A 26,607-nucleotide genomic window follows, 5' to 3' on the forward strand; every position below is an offset into this window, starting at 1 on the left:
ATAATATTGTTTTACATTTACATCCTGATTTTTAGCCGTTTGTGTACGGCAATATTGTTAAACTGATTCTGAAATTTCCTTTATTTCTATGCTTTCCTGCGCACCAACTTTGTCGCCAATTTTCCTCTTTAATTTTTTGCCTTTCTTTTTGGCAATAACCAATGGCGGACAACGATTTTCGTTTGTATAAGTAACCTGACAATCCAGGCAGTGATGACATTCGTTTGCGTTGATGCTCCCATCAGGATGGATAGCCTGGATTTCGCATTCTTTTGCACACAGCTGGCAGGGCTGACCACACTCTGGTCTACGTTTTAGCCAGTCAAATAGCCTTAGTTTGGTCGGAATAGCCAGAGCTGCGCCCAGCGGGCAGATATATCGACAATAAACTTTACGGGTAAAAATAGAGACAAAAAGTAGCGCCACCGCATAGAGTACAAACCACCACTCTCTCTGGAAGAACAATAGTATTGAGGTTTTGAATGGCTCAACTTCTGCCAACCTTTCTGCACTCGACATAGACTCTAAAGAAACGCCAAATAACAGTAGAAGAATTAAATATTTGAGTGCCCACAGTCTTTCATGAACACTGAAGCGCAACTCAAACTGTTTTATTTTGAGCTTACGAGCGGCTTCATTGATGAGTTCCTGTAACGCTCCAAAGGGACATAGCCAGCCACAGAATATGCCTCGTCCCCAGAGTAGTATCGTTGCTGCGGTGAAAGTCCAGATGATAAAAAGCATTGGATCCATTAGAAACAGTTCCCAGCGGAAATCCTGAAACAGTGCCTGGACAAAAGTTAGTACGTTAACAACAGATAGTTGTCCCAGACCGTACCAGCCGATAAATGCAACGGTGTAAACCAAATAGATTCTTCTGATATTGTGAAAAAACTTTGGATAGGTAACTAGCCAGTTCTGAAGAAAAATAATGCTGAAAAGTAAAATCAGACTGCTTATAAGGACACCCAGTTGAAAAGCTTTTTCGTACCAGATTGAAACCCATAGTGGTAAAGGTCTGGCGGCTTCGATTTCTTCCGCGCTCGGGCGCTCAATATAGTTTTCAGGTGTCAGATAAGTGCCAGAGAAGTTAATAAAGACACTTTCAATTGGACCGACCTGCCGACGAACAAGGAGGTTAAGGTCCCAGCTCAGGCCTGGGTCAAAGTCAAAATGGTCACGGATAATGTAGATTGCCATTTCTTCAAAGTCAGGTCGACCTTCAGGATAAATATCCAGTAAGCGGTAGTAATCAAGATCGCGAAAGCTAATATCATCTCCTTTTTGAGTAATTCCTATGCGATCAAAAATACCCCCTCGAACAAATCCGTTGCCGCGGAATGAGTAGCGACCATTGGCCATCAAAGCTACAGCATGTTCTCCGGGTTTTAACATTTTCATTAGCCATTGATATTCGCTTTCACCTAGCAGATTTTTTCCGGAGGTTGGCGGGTTAAGGTAGGTGTAATAGAGATCAATAAAACTATCTGACTTCTCTTGCGGGGCTGCGACATCGACATCGCTGGCTTGCGTATTCACAAAGGCTTTGTCAATATTGCCACGAGTCAGGTGAAGCCTGCGAATGGTGCCGTTGCCTGTTAGTTCATTCCAGCTAGCCCTGCTAAAAACATTAAGCTTAACTTTGGAAGGAGGGAGTGAGTCTTCTGCCTTTGGTTTGACAATTCCCAGCGCAACAGCCACTTCATGTGAAGCGCGCATTATTGTCTCATTGACCACTATCACGGTGACAGTTGCACCGGTGACAGCATCGACCGCAATTTCATTGTCTGAAACTGAGGCGCTTACCCGGATTTTGTCGGAAACTTTATTGCCGACATATTGTTGTGCAAAATCCTGTAGTTTTTGTTCCGGAATTCCCACGAGAAGTATGGGTTCGTGATGTTCGATTACCCAGGCGTACTTGAATGTACCGTCGGAAGATATAGCAACGGCAAGGTTAACCGGTTTTCCTGAATAAGCAGGTATCTCTACTTGTGAACTGGTTTCAAAAACATAACCGACAGTCTCATCATGAACCACAACTGGCCAGGCTTTTGCTCGGTCGATGTATTTACCAAAAACAGCTTGCTCTGAAAAACGCTTGAGAAGAGTTTTCTCTATTTCCTTAGTAAAAGTAGGGTTTTGTGAATTGGGCGAAGTGGTTGCAGCAGTTGTGAAGAACAGAAGAGAGAATAAAAAAATCGTTTCTAGCAGGTATTTAACCGGCCTCATAAACAGATCCTTAAGTTTATTGGATGCGACAAAATGTCGCATGAGTCAGCATCTTCTGCTTTTTAGATAATATTCACCTTGATCTGCATCAAAAGTCGCCACCTTATAGCGAATGTGTTATAAAAAGGTACTAAATAATAAGGCTTTACGCTCAGAGCTGAGCAGGGCAGTAAGCAACGAACAACAAATAGACAAAACGAATAAACAACTCGAATAAACAACAGAAAAAGACAACAAAAAGAGGCCGGCTATGGGAATGAGAAATACCAAGACTCACTACGGGAAATTATCGATTGCGCTGCACTGGATCATGGCGTTACTTATCATCGGGATTATTGCCGTTGGTTTTTACATGGGGACCATGGAAGATGGTGATCCTAAATGGCAACTATACGGTTATCATAAAGCAACCGGTGTAATCATTTTAGTATTGGCATTATTCCGTTGGTATTGGGTGTTATCAAATGAGAAGCTATCGGCGCCGGAAGGCTTTACCAAAAAAGATATTGGGCTGGCACATGCCAGTAAGTGGTCACTTATGTTAATGATGCTGGTTATGCCTGTTTCTGGTATGGTCATGTCAATAGCAGCCGGAAGAGCCATTAATGTTTTCGGGTTGTTTAAAGTTCCTGCTCTGGCTGAAGCAAACCGCCCAATTGCTGGTTTTTTCCACGATGTTCATGAAATATCTGCCTGGATTATTGCTATTCTAGTCGGATTACATATTCTCTTCGCTCTGAAGCACCACTTGTTAAACAAAGATGAGACTTTGCTTAGGATTCTTGGTCGAAATTAAGCGCTGTTAAGGCTGACTTCAATACGTAGCGAATAAAAAAGGAAGGGGTATGGAACAGCAAACAAAACTGGAGCAGCACACACCGCTGCTTCTAACTCTGGCTTCATTGGTCGTTGTTATCGCCGGATTGAAAGTTGCCGCGCCCTTAATAGCACAATTTTTGATGGCTCTGTTTATTGCTGTGGTGAGTACACCATCAATACGATGGATGGAAAGCAAGCGGATTCCCCGGATGTTAGCGATTGTTATTGTGCTTATTGCTATCTTGTTATTTGTAACTTTAATCGTGTTTCTTGTCGGAGATTCGGTACAGGATTTCAGTCAAAACAAAGAAGTTTATGCGGCAAAGTTTCAATCTCAGGTGAATGCACTGACAACCTGGCTAATTAATCTCGGGGTTCCCGCACAGGGTCTGGAGCTCGGCGAGATTGTTAAAAAGCTCGATTTGATGGCGCTGGTGTCCCGGGTTCTCGGCGGGCTTGGAGTAATCTTTTCTGATTTCTTTGTCATTTTTCTTTCGGTGATTTTTATCCTGAGTGAAATCACCAGCTTTCCTTCCAAATTTGCCAAGGCATTTTCCGACAGTCAGGAGAAAATGGTTCATGTAAATCATATTCTTGGAAAAATTCGTCACTACTTGGCAATTAAAACCGCTGCCAGTTTGCTTACCGGATTTTTGGTATCCATTGCCATGGTGATTATCGGTGTCGATTATCCTTTCCTCTGGGGTATGCTGGCATTCCTGCTTAACTACATCCCTAATATAGGCTCGATTATCGCCGCGTTACCAGCCGTCATGCTGGCGCTGGTTCAACTGGGACCGGTTGCTGTTTTGTGGACAGCGATTAGTTTCTTTGCGGTTAATAATTTAGTCGGTAATTACCTTGAGCCTCGCTTCATGGGTAAAATGCTCGGGCTTTCAGCATTTGTAGTATTTCTGTCGTTAATTTTCTGGGGATGGATTTTTGGAAGTGTAGGCATGTTTTTATCTGTACCACTAACCATGACCATCAAAATCGCACTCGAAACAAACGCCAAAACCCGTTGGCTCGCAATTATGTTGGGGCCAGAGGTTGAGGAAGAATCTGCCGCCGAAAACGAAGAGCCAACTGGATTAGTTTAACTTGCCTGCCGTCTATAAGAAGGACTGGACTAATAACAGTGATGGAGAAGCTCTCTATTGAACTTACGTTAGATGAGACAAAGTTAGATGAAAGCAAAACAAATGAAACTAGGGTATGTGCTATTTTTATTTTGTTCTATTTGTCTATTGTCTGGATTAGAGGCAAGTGAATGGGAACAACAGCATTTCTCTACTGATTTGAATACTGGCGAGCGTGTTAATTATCAGTCTAACTACACTATATTCAATAGTGAAATTAGACGGAATGCTGCTGGTAAGTATTTTGATAGCTTATTTTCATTTTATAAATCTCCTTCTCTCACAGATTTTTCTTTCAGATTAACCATCCTCTCTTCGCAAAATAAAGTCCTTTTCGCAGGAGATGCTCCTGAGTTTGATTTGGCTTTCGAAGATCCCAAAACGGGATATTTGCTTCTGGTTTCTACTAGCAGTTTGACCGAGCTTCATTTATGGATACTAGATCAAAATGGAAACCTAATATTACGACGCCGAGCGCCATATTTGCAGGTTGAAGCCTTTCAGGAAATTCAGGATAGTCAACTAACGGGTTATATTTCTGGAAGAGCTGGATTCTTGGGGGAGCCAGAAAAGGAGAGGAATTCAAATGATACAGCGAACGTTGAAGAGGAAGTTGAAGTCGAGGAAAAAATAATAGTTTTAGGGTGCGGAAAAATTCCTGTTTGGATGGATTCAGTTGTCGGTTTATCTGTAGACAACTATGGCCGTGTTTCAGGCATTCATTATTTACTTGATGAAGGTGTGAAGTTTTTTGATCTATATGAATTTGATCTGTTTCGTGGCAAAAAAATGTCGACTATTGTTGATAAGGTAGAAATAGAATTTCCGCTAGGATGCCGACCGAATGAAGAGGCTGGTAGTCAGTTTATTGGATTTAGATATTCAAGATGGTGTGAATCTGAAAATGGTTCAGCCTTTGTTGAACTTTGGGAATATGATCTTAGTGAAGAAACTATTCCTGAAAACGAGAAAGTTCTAAAAAATACTGAATTTGATCTATTGCAGGTCGACGACATATACCGTAGTAGTTACGGAATAGTAAAGTTGCATCAAAAAGAAGGGATGTGGTTGCTAGCTAATCTGGAAGAAAACTCATTGTCACAATGCAGTTATCATAACGGTAAGCTAAATGGCGACTGTGAGCAGTTTGTTGACGAGGATTACCACGTGGCGCCATTTCGTACCGGGGTTATTCACGGAGTAGAAAAAGAATTCTGGAATAGTGAGTTGTATTCTTCATGTGAATATCATTCGGGTTATCGAAGTGGCAGCTGTATTTATTTCGATCAGGCCGAGGTGGAAGAAGAGTGTACTTACTATGGTGAGAGTCGGAGGGGAACTTGTACCCAGTACAATACTTCTACAGGTAAGGTTACTGATATCTGCGAGATGCTGGACAGGTTTTACCATGGCGCCTGTACATTTTTTGATGAAAGCGGAACGGTTAAGCGAGTAATTTATTATCAGTTCGATGAAGAAGTTTGGAGTAGGGAAGAGTGAGCATTGTTAGATTTAAATAACTGTTAAACTGAAAGTTCATTTTTTATGCGGGAGATATAAAATTTTAAATTAAATTTACTCTTTGATTCCTTCGGTAGAAATATCTCTTTATGAAATCTAATGAAATATATTTTCTCTCCTCGGACCATCTATTACAGTCTCCTTTCCAAATAGTTGTTAGAATTTTGTCTGGTTTAATAAATTCAATAAGAAAACTAACAAGGAAGAATAAATGGAAACCAAGGCCAATCCTGAAGTAGAGTCAGCTGATTCGTCAAATACAGCAGATACTATTCAAAGTTCTATAGTGAAGAAATTAATGGCTGAAGAGACTGCCAAAAAAGAATCGATACCATCTGGCTCCGTTGGCACAAATAACGCTCAGCAGCTGTTGAAAGATATGGGGTTAGAAGAATCTGAGCTGGTGGATATTTTACTGGCGCACCGAGACAGGGCCGGAAAAGCTATGCCGACAGTAATGAACTCTGTCAAAGATAATGCTGTGGCGCAAGTTAAGCAATTTGGAGCTTCTACTATTGCATCAATGATTGCCATTTTAATTGCAGTCGTTACGCCTATTATTCTGAACTCCCAGTTTGCACAGGATATTGCAGAAACAATTGCCGATATTCGAAAGCAGCTTCCGAATGAAGCAGATGATTTGCTTATGAGTCAAGTGACAGATTTATCCAGAAACAATCAAGCTTTAATCACTAAGATTTCTACAGAGCAGAGACTGCTGCAGGCGCAAAATATGGAGTTTTCTAAAGGTGAGCAAGCATTTAAAGATGAGTATAAGCAAGTGACCCAAAAGCTTGTAGAGATAGAAAGTCAAAGCAAGAATTTAACAGACTCGTTAGTAAAAAAGATTGAAGAATTGGAGGGCAGAATAGGGACTAAAAATGATAAACCTAACTACGCGCTACTGAAACAACTATCAAATTTAATCAGTGAAGGTGAAAAGCTGGTATTAAATCAGGCTGAAAAATCTGAGCGTTGGTTTAAGCGAGCTTTCTATACTGTCCAAGGGTTGCAGAAAGAGGCATTTAATCAACAGCTAAAAACGCATGTGGCGGTTTTAAAGTCGATTGCTGAAAAAGATGAGGGATATAAAGAGTTCAATAAACGCAAAGAGGAAGCATTAATTGTCCTTGATGCGCTGAGCTCTCTGGTGAATGCGGCGATTATTCGATAGCACGTGCTGATCAGGGGAACGCTACATCAAGGCGGTATTCACATAGAGGCCTGCGCAAATTTCGTTTCTTAACTTAAAACTATCGACTCTAAGGAGATATGCGTCGTGCAAGATGAAGAAAATGATGAAAACTGGCACGATGAATGTCGAAACAGAATTTATCAGCTTGCGGTTCGAACCATGAAAAGATTGAAAACTAGTGGCATTTGTCGAATGGTTAGATTCAAAAGTAATAAATTAGGTAGTCAGCGATATTTAGATCAGCTAGCTTAATCGCTTGTTCTGCGTTTAATTAATATGCTAGTAATTGCATGCTCAAGATTTAGTAAATGTATTGCTAGAAGAGTTTGGATTGCCAAAATATTGTATGAATATCATTTCAAGCTAACACAGACGCTATTTTAATGAGATCATAGTTTGCCTGGTTATAAAATATGAAAATTCTGATTCTATTTAATTACGATCTTGCAAGTAATTACGCGTTAAATCTTCTTCTACCAGAGTTACAACAACATCAATTAAAACTGTGCTTTTCGACTAACGTAGGAAATGCTTCGGAAAAACCGGTAGAGCTGGAATACCTGACTTTTGTGGAACAACAATTGCTAAAAAATTTGATATTTCCTTATTCAGATAACCTGGATAAAGGTGGCAAACAACTCTATTCTTTTGAATCTCTATCCAGTCAATTCAATGCTGAATTGAAAAGCTTTAACTATATCAATGATGCTCAGGGTATCAAGGAGCTACAGGAATTTAAGCCTGAACTAATTCTGTCTGTTCGTTTTGGCAAAATACTCAAGCAATCCGTGATCGATATTCCCTCTTTAGGAGTACTCAATTTACATTCCGGTATACTGCCTCAGTATCAGGGAGTTATGGCGACTTTTTGGGCGATGAAAAACCAGGCGAGTGAGTATGGTTCAACCCTTCATTGGATTGACAGTGAAGCTATTGATGCAGGTCCGGTAATTACGCTTAATCGACTCCTGCTTGACCGCAAAAAATCCTATCTGGAGAATGTTCTGGCACTATATCCGAGCGGATGCTTCTCAATGGTAGAAGCAGTTAATCTCCTCGCATCAGGTAAAGAGATTGAGAGCATCGCTCTTCAGGGCAGCTCAAATTACTATTCATTCCCGCAAAAATCTGACCTGGATGACTTTCACTCCAGAGGATTACAGTTGGTCAACCCGGTCTGGGCATCAGACTTTTATCGACAGTATTTAACCGGCTAGCAGAGCAGAGCTTGCCCGAAAGAAAGATGGTTAAAATGTGCTGCTGAAGCGCAACTGAGTCGTCACTTATTGATCGAACCATTATCTCAGATTAATAATGTTTCAATGGTTAAAAGTGTGACACAGTTCACATAAAATGGCTGTATTAAATATCTCATTGGACAGACCTCTGAACACAGACCAGTATTCTCTAGCTTGAAATCAATTTTAAGATCGCTGCAGAAATTCGGCTTATAACTAAAAAAATCCAGTAGCAAGAATTTAGCGCAAAGCGACGTTCAAACTAGTTCTATCGCGCTTGTTTTATCTTGAGTTGTCACTCGAACCGATTTTCTATCAAAAACATTTTGAGCATTTTTATCGTAGTTAGGTCCGGCATCGCCGGTTTTATCAACTCGTTAATAAGGCTTTAACAATGAAAAATACTTATAACTTCGCGAGAGTCTCTCTAGGAAGAGTCGCTCTTGTAACAGGGATGTTAACTTCTCTTTCCTTCTCGGCCATTTCAGCTCAACCCAAGCATGTTATGGCAGCTCCTCAGCATATGGACGCACAGAGGTTAGTATCGCCGGAAAAATCAGGTGTATTTAGTCATTCAACGATGGTGCGAGTGACTATCAACAATGAAACTGAGCCGTCAAAATCACTAAACACTAAGATGTCGTCGGCTAAATCACAGTCAAAACCTTTTACTCAGAAGATTTTTTTCGATGGAAGTCAGGACAGCCCGATGGTCTTATTGGGACCCAACGCAAACGACTGGATGATGAATGTGAGAGATAGTAATGGTTTTGAGGTTTATCAGGATACTGAAAGTGCTCGTCTTAAAGCACAGGGACAAAAGGTGACTATTGGCAACCAGGACTTTAATGGCCGTCAGTTTGTTATCAACTCTCCCAGTGTTGGCGAGTGGCAGGTTTCCGTACGCAGCTTAAATGGTAACGGAAAAGAAAAAGGTTTCTTGCTTTATAAGGGAGACCCCGAGTTTAAGCTTTACTCGTATAGAGATACTCAGTTTACAACCCTAAACAACGAGCTCAATGTTGTTGCCTATTTAGTTGATTCGAAACGAGCTGTGGGACAAAGAGCCGAGTTACTTTCGAGAAGCCCGGTAACCAGTAGTATTACCCGAGCTTTTGTAGAAGTAACCTGGCCTGATGGAAGTAGCAAAAAGTTCAAACTTAATGACAGCGGCGTCAAAGGTGACAATGTTGCGGGTGACGGAAAGTACTCGATAAAGTTACCTACTGATCAGTTGGGTGTTTATAAAACACAGGTTTATGTAGAAGGTACCAGACCTGACGGTATTCAATATTCCAGAAGCGTTGCCGATCTTTATCCTGTAGAGTTGGTCTCTCATCGACTTGCAGAAAAGCAGGGAAGTATTAATTATCTCTCAGATAATCTGGCACAGGTTAGTATTCCGGTATTCCAGTTCAATCAAACGAATCAGGTTTTTGTCAGCGGAGAAGTTTACGCCACAGATCTCAATGGAAAACTACAACCAGCTGCCTGGCTTGGAGGTTTGGCTCAGACAGAAAATTCAAAAGGTGGTGCCCAGTCGCTCAACTTGCAGTTTGATACCCGCTGGTTAACCCGCCTGAAACTCGCCGCACCAATACAGATTCGCCATCTTAAGTTCCAGCACGCTATAACCCATGTTCCTCTGGTTGAGTATCGGTCATTGAACCTGATGGCAGATCCGGTGCTAAGTAATTCTCTTGTTAGTAAGGCTCAAAGTCTGGCTGCGACAGCTATCGATGCGAACAGTTTCGATGGTATTGAAAGTAGCATGTATGCTGCGAATGCTCCGATTAAAAGAGAAACTACAGCCACAGCTAATCCAAAATTGATGCTGGTGCATGGCTATTGCTCGGGTGATGTTTGGAATAGTAGCGAGTTTTCCAATGCTGTAGAGTTTCAGGATTTCAACAAAAACCGAAGCCATGAAGAGTTTGCACAACTCATTCTAAGCTTTGGATCTTCCTATTCATCCTACGGGATAGTGGCTCACAGCCAGGGAGGAGCTGCAGCTTTGCACTTGTATAGTCGCTATTGGAGTGGTTTGGACTATGCGTCAGGTGGGCGTTTGATTCAGTCTGTTGGTACGCCCTATCAAGGCACAGCGTTGGCTGGAAATCTGGCACTCATTGGTGATGTTTTTGGTGCTGGCTGCGGCACCAACACTGACCTGACATATAGCGGGGCTGCTAACTGGCTGTCTACTATACCAAGCTGGGCCAGGGCGGAAGTTGACTACTATACGACATCGTTCAACACTCGTTGGTGGGCCTATGATTATTGCCACCTTGCGACTGATATGTTCCTTGATGATCCTGAAGATGGGACAACTGAAAAGTGGTCGGGACAGCTTTCCGGAGCCGCAAATAAGGGGCATAAAAAAGGTTGGTGTCATACTCGAGGAATGCGAGATCCGGCACAGTATCAGGATGCTGGCCGAAATAATGCTATGGATGACAATGCTGCACGATAATCTTTTGCGTTAATATCCAAAAGAGAAGGCCGGCTTATTCTGGTTGTAATTCCGGCCTTTTCCGCAGTCAATAATTGCCGTCAATTATGCCTTAAGGTCGATTTGAAATTATCCAATTTAGAAACTTACTATTTTCTCGTTATTGCGTCATCGTCAATCCAGCAAATCTCTTAATAATCCATGCGCATTCAATAGATGGCTTTGTCGCGTTAATATGACACTGGTTGTTACATTTGTACAAACTCAAAAATGCTCTTCCTCGCTACAATAAACCCAACGGAGGCGATAAGGAGAACAACCAAAATGAGAAGCGCTAGAACTGCCCGCTACTTTCAAGCAAGTTCTTTTTTCAAACGCATAAAAAGCGCGTTTAAAGAAGTGTTTGAACATCCGGTGGGACGGCCAGCAAAAAAAGCTGTAATCACCGTTGTCGGCGTTGTGGTGACTCTTCTAGGTATAGCCCTGATTATTCTTCCCGGTCCTGCATTTTTATTGATACCCGTGGGCTTAGGAATTCTGGCAATTGAATATCCGTCTGCGAGAAAGTGGTTAAGAAAGTTTCAACACTGGATGACAGTATCGGCCAAAAAAGCGGATGATTTAGTCGACAGATTTAAAAGAAAAGGTCGCGCTTAAGCGATTTATACCGAATTTATTTTTTAGCTCGATTTTTACTATGTGACTCTCCCCTCTGCCGGCCTTGTGCCGGTATTTTTTTATCCAGGAAAAGTAAGGGGGGGAATTAATGGTTTTCATTAAGTGATAAGTAATAAGATATAGAGCGAGAAAGTTTGGTATCGAGCTTACGGGGTTTGAATTATGTTATTCATTTCGAATGACAGTGATAGACTGGTATCTCTCTAAAGGGGGCATTTTTGCTTTTTTATAAAAGCTAGGAAAACTTTAATTCAAGAGAATTTCGCAGCGCTGCGCTTTCCTGCGAGTAACTTTTTGTCAAGAGCAACAAAAAGTCACCAAAAAATGCCCAACGCTCAGGCCGCTGGGCCAGCGCAATTGACTCTTGATAAGGTCTCGGCACTACCTAATCGCCCACCAACGGTTTGTACTTACGCCCCACCCTCTAGTAGGACCTCTCTATGAACCATGAATAATACATTTTCAGTTGTGACTATAGTCGTTGGCAGAACTACCTTTGGGGTTAATAGAGCCAGAGCCGATCGAAATAAGTTAAAGGTTTATATGGATTTTACAGCCTGAATTTAACTCAAATCGTAACCACGGCGCTAAAGCAAGCATGTTCAGCTTTTGGCTGCAATTATACCGAGAGGGCGATAGCAATTATCAGTTTTATCCTGGATAAAGTTTTAGATGGCAATAATGCGCTCATGTAAGAGTGCCAGCGCAGCGGTGCGAAATAAGTTTTAGAAACTTTTATGAAAAGTTAAAGTCCCCTTTAGATAACAAGCTATCATCTGGACAATCGCCTGATTTCTGAACAAACAGAATTCAAATATGTCTGACTAAATCTGAACCGATACAGATAAAGTTCCTAACTCCTTCAATTGGTAAACAAACCAACTGCCAATTCGACATAAATCCACAAAAACAATACAAGAATAATAGCACCGGAAATTAGCCAATACTTTCTGGATATCTTTCGAGCGATTAAAATAAACAGACTGGCCGATGTGAACAGGAGAATTCCCATCACAAGAAAATCGAATGGGCCCCAATTAACGTCATTGGAATATTGCGTCGCGATCAAAGGGACAAATAAAAAGCCGCCAGTAGCCAAAGCTAGCCAAAGAAAAATCTTGTTGTGATAAATGATACTATTTTTGTCTGTCACGATTTTCATTCCGCAATTATTAGCTGGTGGTGATATTCAGCATATCAGTCATCCATATATTTGCCAAAATTCTTATAAAAAAGCCTGAGCCAGAAGGGAGTAAACAGAGTGGTGTAGGCAATAACCATTACAACCGTTGCATAAATTTCGTTGTTAAGCAGTCCTGATGTTCTGCCAAGTTCGGCAAAGATCAAGCCCACTTCACCACGAGGAACCATTGCCATTCCGGTCACAACTCTGCGAGCAAATTTTTCACGTATTAAAATTGCGCCTCCCATTTTACTAACGATTGCAATAGCCGTTAGTGAAACCGAGAAATACCAGAAGAAATGTGACGTCCAGTCTATCTCGCTCAGGTCCAGGGAAAGCCCGACCATGACGAAAAAAATTGGTGTAAACAGCTGAATGATTGGTTTCATTTCTGAGTGTACGTGATCGGAAAATTCAGGGTCAGCTCTTAATGAAACCCCAAATGGAATGAAAAACCTCTGAGAAAGAGCTAGTCCTGTCGCAAAACCTCCGAGCAACTCGGGAATTCCTATGGCGTGAGATAACCATGCCAGTGACAACACCAGAGATACTATTGTTGTTGGTACTAGCCCGGGAATTTTGCTCATTCCCTCAAATCGTCGAATGATAAAACTAATTGACTTGGCAATAGTGGGAGCGACCAGGAAGAAAACAATCATGAAAAGCAGGATACGTGCAGCACTAGTAAGATCGATACTGCCGGTTTGAGAAAAATCAAATAATATGGCGAGTAGCAACACCCCCATAATATCGTCAAGTACCGCAGCTCCTAGTACGATTTGACCCTCTTTGCTTTTATCTCTCCCTATGTCTGTCAATGAGCGCATGGTAATACCAATACTGGTAGCTGTCATAGTTCCTGCGATCAGTAGCGAAACCAGCTGCGGTAAGTCAAACACATAGTAACTTAATCCAAAACAAGTGACGAAAGGAAGAACGAATCCGCCTGTTGCAACAATAATTGATTTATTTCCCGTATTTACCAGGTTCTGAAGATTAGTTTCCAGGCCTATTTGAAATAACAGAAGAATAATGCCAATTTCTGCCAACACGCGAATCATGCCATCTGGTTCGATGAGACCAAGAAATGTCGGTCCTAACAAAATGCCTGCACATAGCTCGCCTATTACACTGGGTATATTAAAATTGGCAGCAATTTCGCCAAAAATGCGAGCGATTATTAAGATAGCTGCAATCTGAAGTATAACCGTTGATGTATCCATAGCAGTCTTTATTCGATTAAAAAGCGAGACTATTTGGTTAGTAGAGAATACAGCTTGGGTAGTTTCTCTGGTAGCTCCGTCGCTCTTTTTACTTTGATATAATTGGCCGAACCAAAGATATAAGGTAAATAATTATTGTCCTCATCGTCAATAGTAACGCAAAACACTCTGATACCTTTGGTAAAGGCTTCATGAACTGCATGTTTAGTGTCTTCAATACCATATCGGCCTTCGTATAGATCAATATCGTTTGGTTTTCCATCACTTAACAATAATAGTAGTTTAGTTTCGGTAGATTCGACTTCCAGGAGATTGGTAGCGTGCCGAATAGCAGTACCCATGCGCGTGTAATAGCCTGGAGAAAGGGATGAGATTTTATTGCGGATTGCTTCAGATTGGTTTTCATCAAAGGTTTTTATCGGATAATAACGAACCATATCTCGTCGTTTTGAGGAGAAGCCACCAATGGCAAACCGGTCCTGAGTAGCTGACAATGCTTCTGAAAAAAGATAGAGAGAATCTTTGATTATATCAATTACTCTGGAGTCATTACTGACGTAACTATCAGTCGATAAGCTGAGGTCTGCGAGCAACAGGCAAGATAAGCTTCTTAAATTCTGGCGAAGTTCCATATAAAGATTATCATCTTGCTTTACCTGGCCATTGAGTTCGTCTGCTCGTCTTAAAATAAACCTTTCGAGATCAATTTCACTGCCATCAGGCTGACCTCGAAGCCACTGCTTTTGCATCGCCAGAAATTCAAACTGTGCCTTAAGTCGTTTTGCTCTCTCTCTTAATTTCGACGAAAAAGCGTGGGAATCGATGCGTCGAGGTTCCATTAAGTGAAGTCGACAATAATCTTTTTGTAAAAGTGATTTTCGATAATCCCACTCAGGTAATTTGATACCTTCGTTAATCGTGATATCGTCTTGATCGGAGCCCGGCAAATCGAGGTCGAATTTTAGTTTTCCGGCTTTGGTTTCTGCGCCACGAACAACTGATATTTTATCGATATCCTCTGCCGCCATGCTCGCGTTATCTTCTTCGTCTTCATCTGCTGTTCGGTCGACCGGAATAAATTCTGTCCATGAAAATATACTTTCCAGACGAAAAGCCATTAACCCATCTTTCTCGTCAATATCGCTGGTATATTCGCCTTTTTTACGAATATTGAGTTTTTTGCCCTTCTCTCCTTTAGCATGATCAGATGAATCGATTGTATCTTTTAAGCTGGATTTGATTCTCTCAGCTTCTACAGGAAAGGGATCGCACCATAGCGGAACAGGAAAAGCTTGCCTGGGATCAAAATCGGGATTTTCTTCCAAAATGGTTTTTGCTGATTCAGGATTACACAGAAGTTCGCGAATAGTCATTTCAGTGGCATCCGCTTTTAGCGTTTTGATGTGTTCTCTTATCTTTACATGTTGGGTCGCGAGAGCATGATAAATCTTTCTCAATCCAGGAAATTTTTTTAGTGTTTGACTCACTGCATCACAATTTTTTTTGAGCCAGTTAGCTTCGGCATCGGGTTGATAGCTAGCCGCTAATGCAACTAGCCATAAGTAGGCTCTTTTATTGAGTTCCTTATCCGGATAAATTGCCATATTTTTTGGCAAATACAAATTATTATGACCAATTGATGCTAGCTCCAGTTTTTGTTCGCTACTGGCAAGACGACTTAAAAAGTTTCGCTTTCCCTTCCAGTTTTTGTTGAGCGAATCCTTAAGCTCAAGAGCAAGATCTCCACCAAACGCACGAAACTGGACTGAAAGTGTATGGCGAACATCATTTAGTTCGACTTGAGCATCGGGAAACTCCATCGAGGCTGCTTTTGTTATGTATTTGTGCCATAGCTGGCCAACAAACTCTTCCATTTTTCTCGGCTGCTTTAATCTAGTGGACTACCATTATTTAAAAAACGTCAAGTTTTGCATTGACTACATCCATCAGCGCAGCGACGACTTCTTCATCGTCACTAAGTGGTTCGATCAATGCAGAGCGACAAGCTTGCAGCGGATTCATTCCTGCCTGAATTAAAGTTGCAGTGTAGACAATGAGTCGTGTAGATACCGATTCTTCCAGATCATGATCTTTTAGACGTCTAAGCGAATTCGATAGATCTACCAGTTGCCTTACTGTAAATTCATCTAACCCAGTTTCTTTACGAACAATTGACTGTTCAATATCACTTTTCGGATAGTCAAATGTGAGAGACACAAAGCGCTGACGGGTTGACGGCTTCAAACCTTTTAAGAGATTTTGATATCCGGGGTTATAAGAAATAACCAACATAAAATCATCTGGCGCATGTAGTTGCTCGCCAGTGCGATCAATCGGTAACACGCGGCGATCATCAGATAGTGGATGAATTACAACAGTCGTATCTTTTCTTGCTTCCACGACTTCATCCAGATAACAAATCCCGCCTTCACGAACGGCGCGAGTTAAAGGGCCGTCTCTCCATACGGTTTGTCCGCCTTCAATTAAATATCGACCAACTAAATCTGCTGCTGTCAGGTCGTCATGGCATGCCACGGTGTAGAGTGGGCGACCCAGCTTCTCCGCCATATGGGCGACAAACCGAGTTTTACCGCATCCGGTTGGTCCCTTTAGCATCAACGGAAGTTGATTTTTAAATGCGGTTTCAAACACCTCAACTTCATTGCTCTGCGGAATATAGAGTGGCAAACTATTATCAGACATGGCGAGTTTCTCAAATGATTGATTCAGTTGCATCCAGCATATCAGAATCACCATACCAGAGAGTGACTCAGGTCAGGGAAAGGTTTCCGCCTGAAGTAGAAGCGATCGAAGTTCAGAGTTAACTAGGGGATTTCAGCAAGATTTTGTAGTTTCGTAGACTTAGGATGAATACGAAGTTCTAATTTCAGCTTGGCCTTATCGTCTATATTCATCATGTAATTGTTGGGAATACCGATTGCGCCTGAAATAGGATGTAATGACTCTACTTTCTCTGTCTGTGTTGCTATCGTTTTGGCACCTTCTGTAGTAATGATCAACATCGCGCTAAATCGATTGTTCTTGGTCGAAAGAAAAGTCAGAGAACCATAAAGTTTGTTCCATTGTGAAGGCTGCTTTTGACTTATCCGTGTCAGTTGATTTGAGTGATTGTTGATGCTGCTGTCGGTTGATACTTTTGAATGTTGTGGTGAAAGTGGAAAATCAAGTACATCTTCTAGATAGAAACTTAGTTCTCCTTCAGCAATAAATCTTCCATAAACTGCGCTATCTAGTTCGATCTCCATCACTCCGGAGTACTCAATATCGTTGGATGAGCATACTGATTGCGCATATAGACTCATTAAAAGAGTGAGTAAAAAAGCGAATATTCCCTTATTCATATTTATTTATTATTGGAAGAATCTGTTTAGTATTAAACGAAAAGGCCTGGGACAAAGGGTTAAATAAGTTTTATCGAATTAAAAAAGCCGGGATAAATCCCGGCTTTGTTTAGACAGAAGGTATCAATTATGCGATACCACCTTCTTTTTGGTCTCCTTTTACGAAGAAGCTTACTATGTAGAGGATAAGACCGATAAAGAAGACTACACCAGCTGCTTCACGCATCCAGTAGAACAGGCTGATTTTTTCCTGAACCACCATGAAGGGCAGGCCGTCATCAAATCGTTGCAACCAGGTTTGCAGGATACCTGCGCCGGTGAGGAACAAAGTAATGAATACCATGGCGATAGTCATTAGCCAGAAAGACCACATTTCCATATATTGTTGCTTCCAGCTAGCGGCATTTCCCTGACCTCGTAAGTAGGGCATGGCGTAAGAAATGATGGTTATTACTATCATCGCATAGGCGCCGTAGAATGCCATGTGGCCATGAGCTGCAGTGATTTGAGTTCCGTGGGTATAGAAGTTGACAGGGGCCAAAGTATGTAAGAATCCCCAGACTCCTGCGCCAAGAAACGCCATTACACCGGTTCCCATTGCCCACAATACAGTAGCTTTGTTTGGATGTTCACGCTTGCGCTTACCAACTGCACCGAATGCTAACAACGTCATCATGAAAAAGGGAATTGGCTCAAGTGCTGAGAAGATAGAACCTAAAAGCTGCCAGTATTCAGGTGTTCCGATCCAATAGTAATGATGACCGGTTCCAATAATTCCGGTAATGAAAGACATGGCGATTATCAGATACAACCATTTGTCCACAACTTCGCGATCGACACCTGTGGTTTTGATTAATACATAGGCTAGAATCGCTCCCAGAATTAACTCCCATACTCCTTCAACCCATAAATGGACAACCCACCACCAGTAAAATTTGTCTTTGACCAGATTGACAGGATTATAGAAAGAGAAGAGAAATAGAACGGCCAGTCCTACTAAACCAGTTAGTAATACAACATTCACCACTGTTTTACGACCAGGCAAAATAGTCATTGCTATGTTGTAAAGGAAGCCTAAAGCGACAACAACAATTCCTATTTTAGTTAACGTGGGTTGTTCCAGAAACTCTCTACCCATTGTTGGTAGTAAATCATTTCCTGTAACTTTGGCGAGCGTTGCATAAGGTACCATAAGGTATCCCAGTACAGTTAATGCTCCAGCTATCAGAAAAATCCAGAACAGCCACATCGCCAGTTTAGGACTGTATAACTCTCTTTCGGACTCTTCGGGAACCAGATAGTAGGCCGCTCCCATAAAGCCGAAAAGTAACCAGACTATTAGCAAGTTGGTGTGTACCATTCTTGCTACGTTGAATGGAATTTCAGGAAACAGAAAGTCTCCCCAGACATACTGCAGGCCTAGAATTAATCCAAAAATAATCTGTCCGACAAATAATCCAATGGCCGCTATGAAATAAGGTTTGGCGACTGCCTGAGTTTGATATTTTAAAGTACTCATTGTATTAATCTCCCCTTAACCTTGAATGTTCGGTGGCCAACCAGCCGCATCTATTTCACTTGAGTATTTTAAAAACTCTGCAATAGCGTCCAGTTCTTCTTCGGTTAGATTAAATTGCGGCATGCTTCTTCGGCCTGGAATACCATTAACGGGTCGGCTTTTCAAAAATGCCTTAATTGCTTCTTTGGAATTGCCAAATCGCTTATAAACATTGCCAAGCTCTGGTGCAAAATAAGCGCCTTCGCCTAATAAAGAATGACAACCAACACAGTTGTTTTCTTCCCATACTTTTTTGCCTAATGCTACCTCTTCAGTTATAGCCTGGCGGTTATCCGTTTTTGGTAGTTCCCGGTTAGTGTGCCAAGTTAAACTGAGGAAAAGTAAAACAAAAAACAGGCTGCCGCCGAAATAAATATTGCGGGCCATGCTTTTGCTAAACACTTCGCTCATCGCTTTCCCTCCCCATTTAGATAATAAGAATGAACATTGACATACTATGCCTAACAGGAAATTCTTTATTGATGTGGATCAGCGTTCAGGAAAATACAGATATACCCTTGTTTTCAGTAGGGAAATTAGAAAGAAAGGCTCATTGAAAACCATAATTATTTTACGGTTATTTTTATAGGGGAAATGACTAGAAATAGAGTAGCCTTTTGAAGGTTGTCAACAAAAATATACACTTCCCTTCTTATTAAGTTTTCCTGAGATTAGTTTTTGATCGGCGGACTCTATGAGAGAGAGTGGTGAAACATCTTCTCCAGCGCGTCGGACAGAGCACCCTATAGTTCCAGAAACAGGTGTTGATGATTTTTGGCATTCAAAAGTCAATTGATTTATTGCATCCAGTAAACGCTGACTGAAGCGTTCTGCTTCTTCTCGATAATCAAAACAGGCTGCCACACAAAACTCATCTCCACCATAGCGACACATCAAGTCAAACTGACGTAAATGGGATTGAATGCTATCTGCAACCTGACGTAATAATCTGTCACCTTCAAGATGACCAAACTCATCATTAATGTGCTTGAATTTATCAAGATCTATCATGGCGACCAGCGTAACTTTTTTATCTCTATCCGCTCGACTGAACTCTGACTCAAGTCGAGCAATGAACTCATCAAACCGTAACGCGTTTGTTAGTCTGTCGCGAGTAGCATCCTGATAATAAAGTAAGTTTTTGTGAGAGATTATCAAGGTAATAACTATTGAAAGAACTACAAGAAACCACGGCGAATAGAGCGCAAGTTTTTCAAATCCTTTAGGCTGAACGAGATCGATAAAGATATCAAAGCCTCCCAGCAAGGAATAGCAAATTAAAGCTACTGTAAGAGATTTAGCATAAGCCTGTTTGGCGCGTATTGCCTGAAATAGCGCAAAGTAAACAAAAAAGATTGCAGGGAGAGTCAACAGCTCGACCAAATTGAGTGGGTAATAAAGTAATCCAGGAGCGGGTAGTAGAAAACAAAAGGGAATCGCTATAACAGGAGCTGCCAGTATTAGTTTCATCAATTTAGGTGGCGACTTTTGAAAAAAACGATATACGAAAAATGGCAGCAAAGTAAAAATGGCAAAAAACAGTGCCACATTCGTTCGGAATAAAATATTGACTGGAATAGGGCTTTCCAGTGCAATATCACTAAACGTAAATAGATAACCACTCCAGGCAAATAGTAACATTGCATAGTAAATATTTTCTCGAGCATGGCGATAGTAAATTGCATAGATAAGGTGAATAAATGCAAAAACGAAAGTAATCACCATAAAGGCTATAAAACGGTAGTTACTCCAAACTCTTTTCTCCAGCAGGTTTTTATAGGTACCTATTGTGGGGAGCGCTTGAGTTATTCCTCCGTTGCGAGCATCGTTGTAGATCCAGATATTGATTTCGTTGGGACGTTCAAAATCAATCACGCCTTCAGGAATTTGGTATAAACGGGAATATAAAACCGCCTTCTGAAAGTTCGGAGGAAACTCTCCCGTTTGACCAATTAGCTCTCGATTGATAAAAATTTTATCTGCATCGCGTAGCTTTGGAATATATAGTGCGAGGGCTTGGCCTGAAAGAGTTTTGGGGATAATAAACTGGCTTTTGAGAACTCCGTAGCCGTTATATTCGGGAACAACTGACTCCCAGGGAACAGGCAATTCAATTGGTTTACAGTCAAGTATATTCAGGTTAAGTTCGGGTTGAAAGCCTTGTAGTGGACAAAACTGCCATTCATGATTGAGTTGTATCGACGCTTCCGAGTTTTCTTGTTGTGCATAAGAAGTTTGTGCACAACAGAAAAACAGAAAAATGCCTGAAACTAGTATTCCCCAAAGGTTATTCATCGACTATTCCTTATCGTCAACTTGGTCTATTCCAGCAGATTCTATCTCAAAATAACCGATTCTGGACTATCGGCTTTATGCTTTCTAATTGAATTCCTGAATCTTGCCTCGACTTATCAGTTTATCGATTTTAGTGGACCGGGCAACCAGTATAAAGAGGATATTTTAACTGTAAATTATTAGAGCAGTATCAAAAAAAGAGATTAAAAGCGATTCAAGATTGACAAATTCTTCAGTAAAGCAGGAATAATTGCAGTTATTTCGATAATTATTCCCAAATTCCTGTAAACTATAACTAGATCGTTAGCCGTGTTCAGAGAGCTGACTTTATGGGATGTGTCGCCAACACCACCGGAATAAGTCTGGCCATGAAGGGTAATTTGAGAACAGATATTATTTAATTTCAACAAGAAACAGAAACAGAGTTTACCTGAAACAGTATGTCAAAGAAGACTACCCCGCCGAAAGATCCTCATTACGAGCGAGAAGCAAAAAAATATGAAAACCCAATTCCGAGTCGCGAACTTATTCTGGCTCAACTCAAGGAAGCGGGCGGACCGTTAAAGTTTAAAGCCTTACAATACAACCTTGGTTTGTACGATATCGAACAAGAGGTGGCATTGTCACGCCGTCTGGCTGCAATGGAGCGGGATGGTCAAATCCACTGTGACCGACGAGGCTCGTACGGGGTCGTTGACAAAATGAATCTTGTTGCCGGAAAGGTCATAGGTCATCGAGATGGATATGGCTTCTTTCAGCCTGATAAAGGTGGAACTGATTGGCTAATATCTGCAAAAGAAATGCGCAAGGTTTTTCCCGGAGAGCGGGTTTTGGTGAGGGAAAAAAAGATCCATTCGGATGGTCGCAAGGAAGCAGGTATCGTCGAAGTTCTTACCTCAGAAGAGCCACTGCAAATTGTTGGCCGTTTTTATCAGGAAAGTGGTATCAGTTTTGTAACTCCCGAAGACACCCGAATAGTACAAGATATCCTTATTCCTCCTGATGATCCTTTAAACGTAGAACCCGGCCAGGTCGTGGTAGTACATATTGTTACACGCCCAACCTATCGCTCCAAAGCGGTAGGGACCGTCGCGCAGGTTCTGGGGGACTATCTGGCACCAGGAATGGAAATAGAAATAGCCATAGCCCAATACGGAATTCGTAACCAATGGTCGTCGGAGATACATGACCAGCTACAGAAGCTTCCTCTTGAAGTAGAAAAGAAAGACTTTGAAGGGAGAGTTGACCTGCGCCACCTTCCATTGATAACCATCGATGGAGAGGATGCAAGAGATTTTGATGATGCGGTTTATTGTGAGCCTTCCAGCTCGGGAGGCTGGAAGCTGTGGGTGGCGATTGCCGATGTGAGCCACTATGTTTTGCCTGATACTCCTTTAGACGAAGAGGCAAAGCAGCGAGGAAACTCTGTCTATTTCCCCAATTCAGTGGTTCCCATGCTTCCGGAGCAGGTTTCGAATGGTCTGTGTTCACTAATTCCTCATGTCGATCGCCTCTGTATGGTTTGTGAAATGAGCCTCAATAATGCGGGCAAAGTCACTCGTAGCAAATTTTACCCAGCAGTTATGCATTCAAAAGCTCGTATGACCTACACCAAAGTTTGGCAAATTCTGGATGGTGACGAAAAGCTTCGAAAAGAGCATGCTGATCTGGTTAAACCGCTAGAAGATATTCATCGTCTATATCATGCAAGAATTCAGCAAAAAAAAATGCGTGGCGCTATAGATTTTGAAACCACCGAAACTCGAATAGTCTTCAATGATAATAAAAAAATTGAACAAATACTTCCGGTAATCAGGAATGATGCGCATAAAATTATCGAAGAATGTATGATTTGTGCAAATGTTGCTGCAGCAAAGTTTTTTATTAAGAATAAAGTCCCTGGACTTTATCGAGTCCACCTTGGTCCCAAAGAAGCCAAACTTGAAAAGTTTCGTACTTTTATCGGCGAGCTAGGTATCTTTATTACCGGAGGAGAAGAGCCTGAGCCTGCTGTATTTCAACGACTATTGGAAGAAGTCGCAGACAGACCGGATGCAGAAAATATTCAGATTATGCTATTGCGTTCGATGAGCCAGGCTGAATATTCACCTCATAATGACGGGCATTTTGGCTTAGCTTTTGAGGCGTATACTCACTTTACTTCTCCAATCCGTCGCTATCCTGACTTAATTGTACATCGCATTATAAAGGCTCTTGTTGCAGATGAAGCCCTGCTGAGTGCAAAAGAGTGTAAAGCCGTACTTAAGGAATATGATGTAGGTACTCTCGAAATAATCGGTCAGACAAGTTCACAAACCGAGCGAAATGCCGACATGGCGACTAGAGACGTAGTGGATTGGCTCAAGTGCGAGTATATGCAAAGTCATATCGGCAACCGCTATGAAGGCGTTATTAGCGGTGTAACAAATTTTGGACTGTTTGTCAGGCTCGAAGAGGTTTATGTCGAAGGCTTGGTTCATGTGACTGAGCTGGGTAGTGATTATTATACCTTTGATGCTGCAAGACAAAGGCTTGTCGGTGAAAAAAGCAGACAGTCGTTTTCTATTGGCGATAAGTTAGAAATTGAAGTAATAAGCGTTGATTTGGAACAACGCAAAATTGATTTTGGCCTGGTGAATATTTTTTCCGCAGAGACTGGCAAGAAAATGAGTGAGCGAGAGAAACTCTACGCTCGGGCCAAAGCTAAAGTCATGAATGAACAAGATGCGGGAAATGTTCGTCCTAAAGGTGGTCGAAGAACATCAAAAAGTTCGGAAGGTGCTAGAAAAAAAACAAGAAAAAGTTCAACAGAAAAACGAAAAGCCAAGGTTAGTGCTAAAAAGAGAAAAACAAAAAAAAGACGTTAGTAGTATCCTCAGATTATTGTTGAGTCCTTTGTCAGGATAGTACTATCTAGGTGAAGTCTAAAACACAGATAAAATAGTTAGCTTATGAGTCATCAAGAAAAAATATTTGGAATTCATTCAGTAGAGAGCTTTCTACTGCGATCACCTGAACGTGTGCTGCAACTTTTTATTCAGAAAAGTCGTAACGATAAGAAGGTTGAAAAAATTGAGTCTCTTGCCAAAGACGCTGGAATTCATATTCAACTGGTTGACAAGCGTAAAATGGATGACTGGGTTCGAGGAAACCACCAGGGCGTTATCGCTGAAGTTCAAATAGTAGATGCTAAAATGAACGAAGAACAACTATATGAGTTGGTAGATAAAAAGAAGGACTTGCTCTTACTCATTTTGGACGGTGTTACAGATCCTCATAATCTTGGCGCCTGCTTGCGCACAGCGGATGCCGCTGGAGTAGATGCTCTTGTGGTTCCTAAAGACAAATCAGCACATCTGACTCCTGTGGCAAGAAAAGTCGCTTGCGGAGCTGCTGAGTTTGTTCCGCTAGTCACTGTCACTAACTTAGCCAGAACCCTCAGGAAGTTAAAAGATCACTATGTCTGGATTGTTGGTACCGCTGGTGAGGCAACAGAAAATATCTATCAGGTGAAATTTAGCGGACCTACTGCATTGGTTATGGGAGCCGAGGGAGATGGAATGCGTCGTTTGACCAGAGAAAACTGTGATCAACTTATTAAGATTCCTATGGCGGGCAGTGTGTCTAGCTTGAATGTCTCTGTGGCGACCGGCGTTTGTCTCTTCGAAATTGCTCGTCAGAGAATGATTTGAAACCGATTATCAACTATACAAAAGTAATATGATATTAAGGGGGATTTATTATGCGAAAAATTGACCAGAAAAACTTTAAAAAATCGGTCGTTGCTACAGCAATGGCCTTCTCAATAGTTCTTGCCGGGTGTGCTGATGAAGCGAAAAAAGGTAATGATTCGGAAAAAGAAAAGGTTCAGGCCCAACAGAGCCAACAACCAAATGCAAACCAGGCTGCTGAGCAGGGGATCAATGTAGAGCTCGGTAAAAAAACTGAGCACAATACAAATCAAGCTTTTGAGCAATTTAAAGTGGAATTGCTTGAAGAGCTTTGGAAGGTCTATCCTACCTATGGTGTTTATGTTGGCTACTATAAATACGATCACATTTTAAATATTCCTTCAGAAGAAAGGCGTAACCAGGAAAAGAAATTTGCTCAGCAAGTTTTAAAGCAGCTTTCGATGTTTTCTCCTGCAGAACTGACTCCGCTAAATGCAGCTGATCATGCTCTTATTAAGAATCAAGTTGAATCTACGCTCTGGTATCAGCAGGAGTTTAAGTCTTATGAGTGGAATCCTTCAAGTTATAATGTCGCGGGAGCTTTTGGTTTAATTCTTAATACTGATTACAAGCCGTTGGATGAACGTTTAAAAACAATTGCCAGACGACTGGACAAGGTTCCTGCATATTACGAAGCCGCGAAAGCTAATATCAAAATACCGACTCTTGAGCACACTGACCTGGCAATTCAACAGAATACAGGTGCTTTGGGGGTATTTGATAAGTCGATTCCTGAAAAAATTTCTGAGTCTGGACTGACTGAGGATGAAAAATCAGCTTTGCACGACAAGTTAAAGGCCGCAAGCCAGGCCATAAGTGGTTATGTAGACTGGTTAAAGGAAAAGAGAGAAAAAATAGCTGACGGAAGTGCAAGAGACTTTCGAATTGGTGCTGAACTATATGAGCAAAAATTCAAATATGACATTTTTTCTGACTATTCCGCTAGAGAGCTTTATGAAAAGGCGCTCGCTTCTAAAGATGCTTTGCACAAGGAAATGATTGATATTACAACTAGGCTCTGGCCGAAATACTTTAAAGACCAAGCAATGCCGGAGGAAAAGCTGGTTGCGGTCAAACAGTTGATCGATCACCTGTCTGCTAAACATGTCAGTCGTGAAAAGTTTGTCGATGAAGTTAGAAGGCAAATGCCTATCATAGAAAAATTTATAATCGAAAAAGATCTACTGGACATGGATCCGACTCGCCCTCTGGTTATTCGAGAAACACCTGAATATATGCGTGGTGTTGCTGGCGCTTCGGTAAGTGCTCCGGGCCCATATGATGCAACAGCTAATACTTATTATAATGTAACGCCGCTAGATCATTACAACGATGAACAAGCCGAGAGCTACTTGCGAGAGTATAATCACTGGATTCTTCAAATACTTAATATTCATGAGGCACTTCCTGGCCACTATACCCAGTTAGTTCATGCCAATAAAGCGCCAAGCATGATTAAGTCGATTTTTGGCAATGGTGCGATGATTGAAGGCTGGGCCGTTTACTCTGAGCGTATGATGCTCGAAGCCGGATATGGAAACGATGAACCGGAAATGTGGCTGATGTATAGCAAGTGGAACTTGAGAGTGGTTGTTAATACTATTCTTGACTATAGTATTCAGGTGTTGGGAATGAGCAAAGAAGAAGGGCTTGACCTGTTGATGAATCAGGCTTTTCAGGAGAGAACTGAAGCAGAAGGAAAATGGCGTCGAGCGACTTTGTCACAAGTACAGTTAACCAGCTACTTTAGCGGTTATGCTGAAATCTATGCTTTTCGCGAAGAGATGAAGAAAAGACTGGGAGATAAGTTTGACCTCAAAAAGTTCCACAATCAGTTTTTAAGTTATGGAAATGCGCCAGTTCCTGTAATCAAAAAGCTTATGTTAAAAGAGCTTGAGTCAAAGTGATCTATTGGGTCGAAGCTTCCATGTGAATAGCATGGAAGCTTTTTTGCTGCTTAAGAGATATCTGGTGCTTGGCG

Annotated in this window: 20 protein-coding genes; 11 read left to right on the forward strand and 9 right to left on the reverse strand. The window is 41.5% G+C overall.

Annotated features, from left to right (window positions below; all coding sequences use genetic code 11):
• Nucleotides 1-57 precede the first annotated feature (57 nt).
• The gene (gene nosR / locus IYN84_RS19740; RefSeq protein ID WP_196140998.1) at nucleotides 58-2,232 is read right to left on the reverse strand and encodes a transcriptional regulator NosR; all 2,175 of its coding nucleotides are present in this window, start codon (nucleotides 2,230-2,232) and stop codon (nucleotides 58-60) included.
• A gap of 250 nt (nucleotides 2,233-2,482) precedes the next feature.
• Here nosR and IYN84_RS19745 point away from each other — a divergent pair, with 250 nt between their 5' ends.
• The 8 genes from IYN84_RS19745 (at nucleotide 2,483) to IYN84_RS19780 (ending at nucleotide 11,253) form a co-directional block, all read left to right on the forward strand.
• A complete protein-coding gene (locus IYN84_RS19745; protein ID WP_196140999.1) occupies nucleotides 2,483-3,028 on the forward strand; it encodes a cytochrome b in 546 nt (181 codons plus the stop codon).
• Nucleotides 3,029-3,077: 49 nt separating this feature from the next.
• Nucleotides 3,078-4,151, forward strand: a complete 1,074-nt coding sequence (locus IYN84_RS19750) for an AI-2E family transporter (protein ID WP_196141000.1) — start codon at nucleotides 3,078-3,080, stop codon at nucleotides 4,149-4,151.
• Nucleotides 4,152-4,238: 87 nt separating this feature from the next.
• A complete protein-coding gene (locus tag IYN84_RS19755) occupies nucleotides 4,239-5,690 on the forward strand; it encodes a hypothetical protein (protein WP_196141001.1) in 1,452 nt (483 codons plus the stop codon).
• 232 nt (nucleotides 5,691-5,922) lie between these two features.
• Nucleotides 5,923-6,885, forward strand: a complete 963-nt coding sequence (locus IYN84_RS19760; protein WP_196141002.1) for a hypothetical protein — start codon at nucleotides 5,923-5,925, stop codon at nucleotides 6,883-6,885.
• Nucleotides 6,886-6,990: 105 nt separating this feature from the next.
• Complete coding sequence (locus tag IYN84_RS19765; RefSeq protein ID WP_196141003.1) at nucleotides 6,991-7,158, forward strand: hypothetical protein; 168 nt, start codon at nucleotides 6,991-6,993, stop codon at nucleotides 7,156-7,158.
• A gap of 161 nt (nucleotides 7,159-7,319) precedes the next feature.
• Nucleotides 7,320-8,123: a formyl transferase gene (locus IYN84_RS19770; RefSeq protein WP_196141004.1), complete on the forward strand. Its 804-nt coding sequence runs from the start codon at nucleotides 7,320-7,322 to the stop codon at nucleotides 8,121-8,123.
• A gap of 415 nt (nucleotides 8,124-8,538) precedes the next feature.
• The gene (locus tag IYN84_RS19775) at nucleotides 8,539-10,617 is read left to right on the forward strand and encodes a choice-of-anchor X domain-containing protein (protein WP_196141005.1); all 2,079 of its coding nucleotides are present in this window, start codon (nucleotides 8,539-8,541) and stop codon (nucleotides 10,615-10,617) included.
• Between the two features lie 303 nt (nucleotides 10,618-10,920).
• Nucleotides 10,921-11,253, forward strand: coding sequence for a PGPGW domain-containing protein (locus IYN84_RS19780; protein WP_196141006.1), 333 nt, complete (start codon nucleotides 10,921-10,923; stop codon nucleotides 11,251-11,253).
• Nucleotides 11,254-12,136: 883 nt separating this feature from the next.
• Here IYN84_RS19780 and IYN84_RS19785 read toward each other — a convergent pair.
• From IYN84_RS19785 to IYN84_RS19820, 8 genes are all read right to left on the reverse strand, one after another.
• Nucleotides 12,137-12,427, reverse strand: coding sequence for a hypothetical protein (locus IYN84_RS19785; protein WP_210330750.1), 291 nt, complete (start codon nucleotides 12,425-12,427; stop codon nucleotides 12,137-12,139).
• A 44-nt stretch (nucleotides 12,428-12,471) separates the two neighbouring features.
• Nucleotides 12,472-13,680, reverse strand: a complete 1,209-nt coding sequence (locus IYN84_RS19790) for a cation:proton antiporter (RefSeq protein ID WP_196141007.1) — start codon at nucleotides 13,678-13,680, stop codon at nucleotides 12,472-12,474.
• Nucleotides 13,681-13,709: 29 nt separating this feature from the next.
• The gene (locus IYN84_RS19795) at nucleotides 13,710-15,554 is read right to left on the reverse strand and encodes a nitric oxide reductase activation protein NorD (RefSeq protein ID WP_196141008.1); all 1,845 of its coding nucleotides are present in this window, start codon (nucleotides 15,552-15,554) and stop codon (nucleotides 13,710-13,712) included.
• A gap of 37 nt (nucleotides 15,555-15,591) precedes the next feature.
• The gene (locus IYN84_RS19800; protein WP_196141009.1) at nucleotides 15,592-16,383 is read right to left on the reverse strand and encodes a CbbQ/NirQ/NorQ/GpvN family protein; all 792 of its coding nucleotides are present in this window, start codon (nucleotides 16,381-16,383) and stop codon (nucleotides 15,592-15,594) included.
• A gap of 122 nt (nucleotides 16,384-16,505) precedes the next feature.
• Entirely contained in the window at nucleotides 16,506-17,042 is a 537-nt protein-coding gene (locus IYN84_RS19805) for a hypothetical protein (protein WP_196141010.1), read from the reverse strand.
• Nucleotides 17,043-17,169: 127 nt separating this feature from the next.
• Nucleotides 17,170-18,561: a cbb3-type cytochrome c oxidase subunit I gene (locus IYN84_RS19810; RefSeq protein ID WP_196141011.1), complete on the reverse strand. Its 1,392-nt coding sequence runs from the start codon at nucleotides 18,559-18,561 to the stop codon at nucleotides 17,170-17,172.
• A gap of 15 nt (nucleotides 18,562-18,576) precedes the next feature.
• On the reverse strand, nucleotides 18,577-19,011 hold the full coding sequence (locus tag IYN84_RS19815) for a cytochrome c (RefSeq protein ID WP_196141012.1): 435 nt from the start codon (nucleotides 19,009-19,011) through the stop codon (nucleotides 18,577-18,579).
• Between the two features lie 216 nt (nucleotides 19,012-19,227).
• Nucleotides 19,228-20,895 carry a diguanylate cyclase gene (locus IYN84_RS19820; RefSeq protein WP_196141013.1) on the reverse strand — a complete coding sequence of 556 codons (1,668 nt, stop codon included), beginning with the start codon at nucleotides 20,893-20,895 and terminating at the stop codon, nucleotides 19,228-19,230.
• Between the two features lie 440 nt (nucleotides 20,896-21,335).
• Here IYN84_RS19820 and rnr point away from each other — a divergent pair, with 440 nt between their 5' ends.
• The 3 genes from rnr (at nucleotide 21,336) to IYN84_RS19835 (ending at nucleotide 26,533) form a co-directional block, all read left to right on the forward strand.
• Nucleotides 21,336-23,762: a ribonuclease R gene (gene rnr / locus IYN84_RS19825; protein ID WP_196141014.1), complete on the forward strand. Its 2,427-nt coding sequence runs from the start codon at nucleotides 21,336-21,338 to the stop codon at nucleotides 23,760-23,762.
• A gap of 84 nt (nucleotides 23,763-23,846) precedes the next feature.
• Nucleotides 23,847-24,587, forward strand: coding sequence for a 23S rRNA (guanosine(2251)-2'-O)-methyltransferase RlmB (gene rlmB / locus IYN84_RS19830; RefSeq protein WP_196141015.1), 741 nt, complete (start codon nucleotides 23,847-23,849; stop codon nucleotides 24,585-24,587).
• A gap of 50 nt (nucleotides 24,588-24,637) precedes the next feature.
• Nucleotides 24,638-26,533, forward strand: a complete 1,896-nt coding sequence (locus IYN84_RS19835; protein WP_196141016.1) for a DUF885 domain-containing protein — start codon at nucleotides 24,638-24,640, stop codon at nucleotides 26,531-26,533.
• Nucleotides 26,534-26,607: the final 74 nt, after the last annotated feature.

The sequence above is a fragment of the Aliikangiella sp. G2MR2-5 genome, assembly GCF_015687155.1.
Taxonomy (GTDB): domain Bacteria; phylum Pseudomonadota; class Gammaproteobacteria; order Enterobacterales; family Kangiellaceae; genus Aliikangiella.

Bases quoted from the DNA above. Each gene is read 5' to 3' on its own strand.
- nosR (WP_196140998.1), bottom strand. From the start codon at position 2,232: ATGAGGCCGGTTAAATACCTGCTAGAAACGATTTTTTTATTCTCTCTT.
- IYN84_RS19745 (WP_196140999.1), top strand. From the start codon at position 2,483: ATGGGAATGAGAAATACCAAGACTCACTACGGGAAATTATCGATTGCG.
- IYN84_RS19750 (WP_196141000.1), top strand. From the start codon at position 3,078: ATGGAACAGCAAACAAAACTGGAGCAGCACACACCGCTGCTTCTAACT.
- IYN84_RS19755 (WP_196141001.1), top strand. From the start codon at position 4,239: ATGAAAGCAAAACAAATGAAACTAGGGTATGTGCTATTTTTATTTTGT.
- IYN84_RS19760 (WP_196141002.1), top strand. From the start codon at position 5,923: ATGGAAACCAAGGCCAATCCTGAAGTAGAGTCAGCTGATTCGTCAAAT.
- IYN84_RS19770 (WP_196141004.1), top strand. From the start codon at position 7,320: ATGAAAATTCTGATTCTATTTAATTACGATCTTGCAAGTAATTACGCG.
- IYN84_RS19775 (WP_196141005.1), top strand. From the start codon at position 8,539: ATGAAAAATACTTATAACTTCGCGAGAGTCTCTCTAGGAAGAGTCGCT.
- IYN84_RS19780 (WP_196141006.1), top strand. From the start codon at position 10,921: ATGAGAAGCGCTAGAACTGCCCGCTACTTTCAAGCAAGTTCTTTTTTC.
- IYN84_RS19790 (WP_196141007.1), bottom strand. From the start codon at position 13,680: ATGGATACATCAACGGTTATACTTCAGATTGCAGCTATCTTAATAATC.
- IYN84_RS19795 (WP_196141008.1), bottom strand. From the start codon at position 15,554: ATGGAAGAGTTTGTTGGCCAGCTATGGCACAAATACATAACAAAAGCA.
- IYN84_RS19800 (WP_196141009.1), bottom strand. From the start codon at position 16,383: ATGTCTGATAATAGTTTGCCACTCTATATTCCGCAGAGCAATGAAGTT.
- IYN84_RS19805 (WP_196141010.1), bottom strand. From the start codon at position 17,042: ATGAATAAGGGAATATTCGCTTTTTTACTCACTCTTTTAATGAGTCTA.
- IYN84_RS19810 (WP_196141011.1), bottom strand. From the start codon at position 18,561: ATGAGTACTTTAAAATATCAAACTCAGGCAGTCGCCAAACCTTATTTC.
- IYN84_RS19815 (WP_196141012.1), bottom strand. From the start codon at position 19,011: ATGAGCGAAGTGTTTAGCAAAAGCATGGCCCGCAATATTTATTTCGGC.
- IYN84_RS19820 (WP_196141013.1), bottom strand. From the start codon at position 20,895: ATGAATAACCTTTGGGGAATACTAGTTTCAGGCATTTTTCTGTTTTTC.
- rnr (WP_196141014.1), top strand. From the start codon at position 21,336: ATGTCAAAGAAGACTACCCCGCCGAAAGATCCTCATTACGAGCGAGAA.
- rlmB (WP_196141015.1), top strand. From the start codon at position 23,847: ATGAGTCATCAAGAAAAAATATTTGGAATTCATTCAGTAGAGAGCTTT.
- IYN84_RS19835 (WP_196141016.1), top strand. From the start codon at position 24,638: ATGCGAAAAATTGACCAGAAAAACTTTAAAAAATCGGTCGTTGCTACA.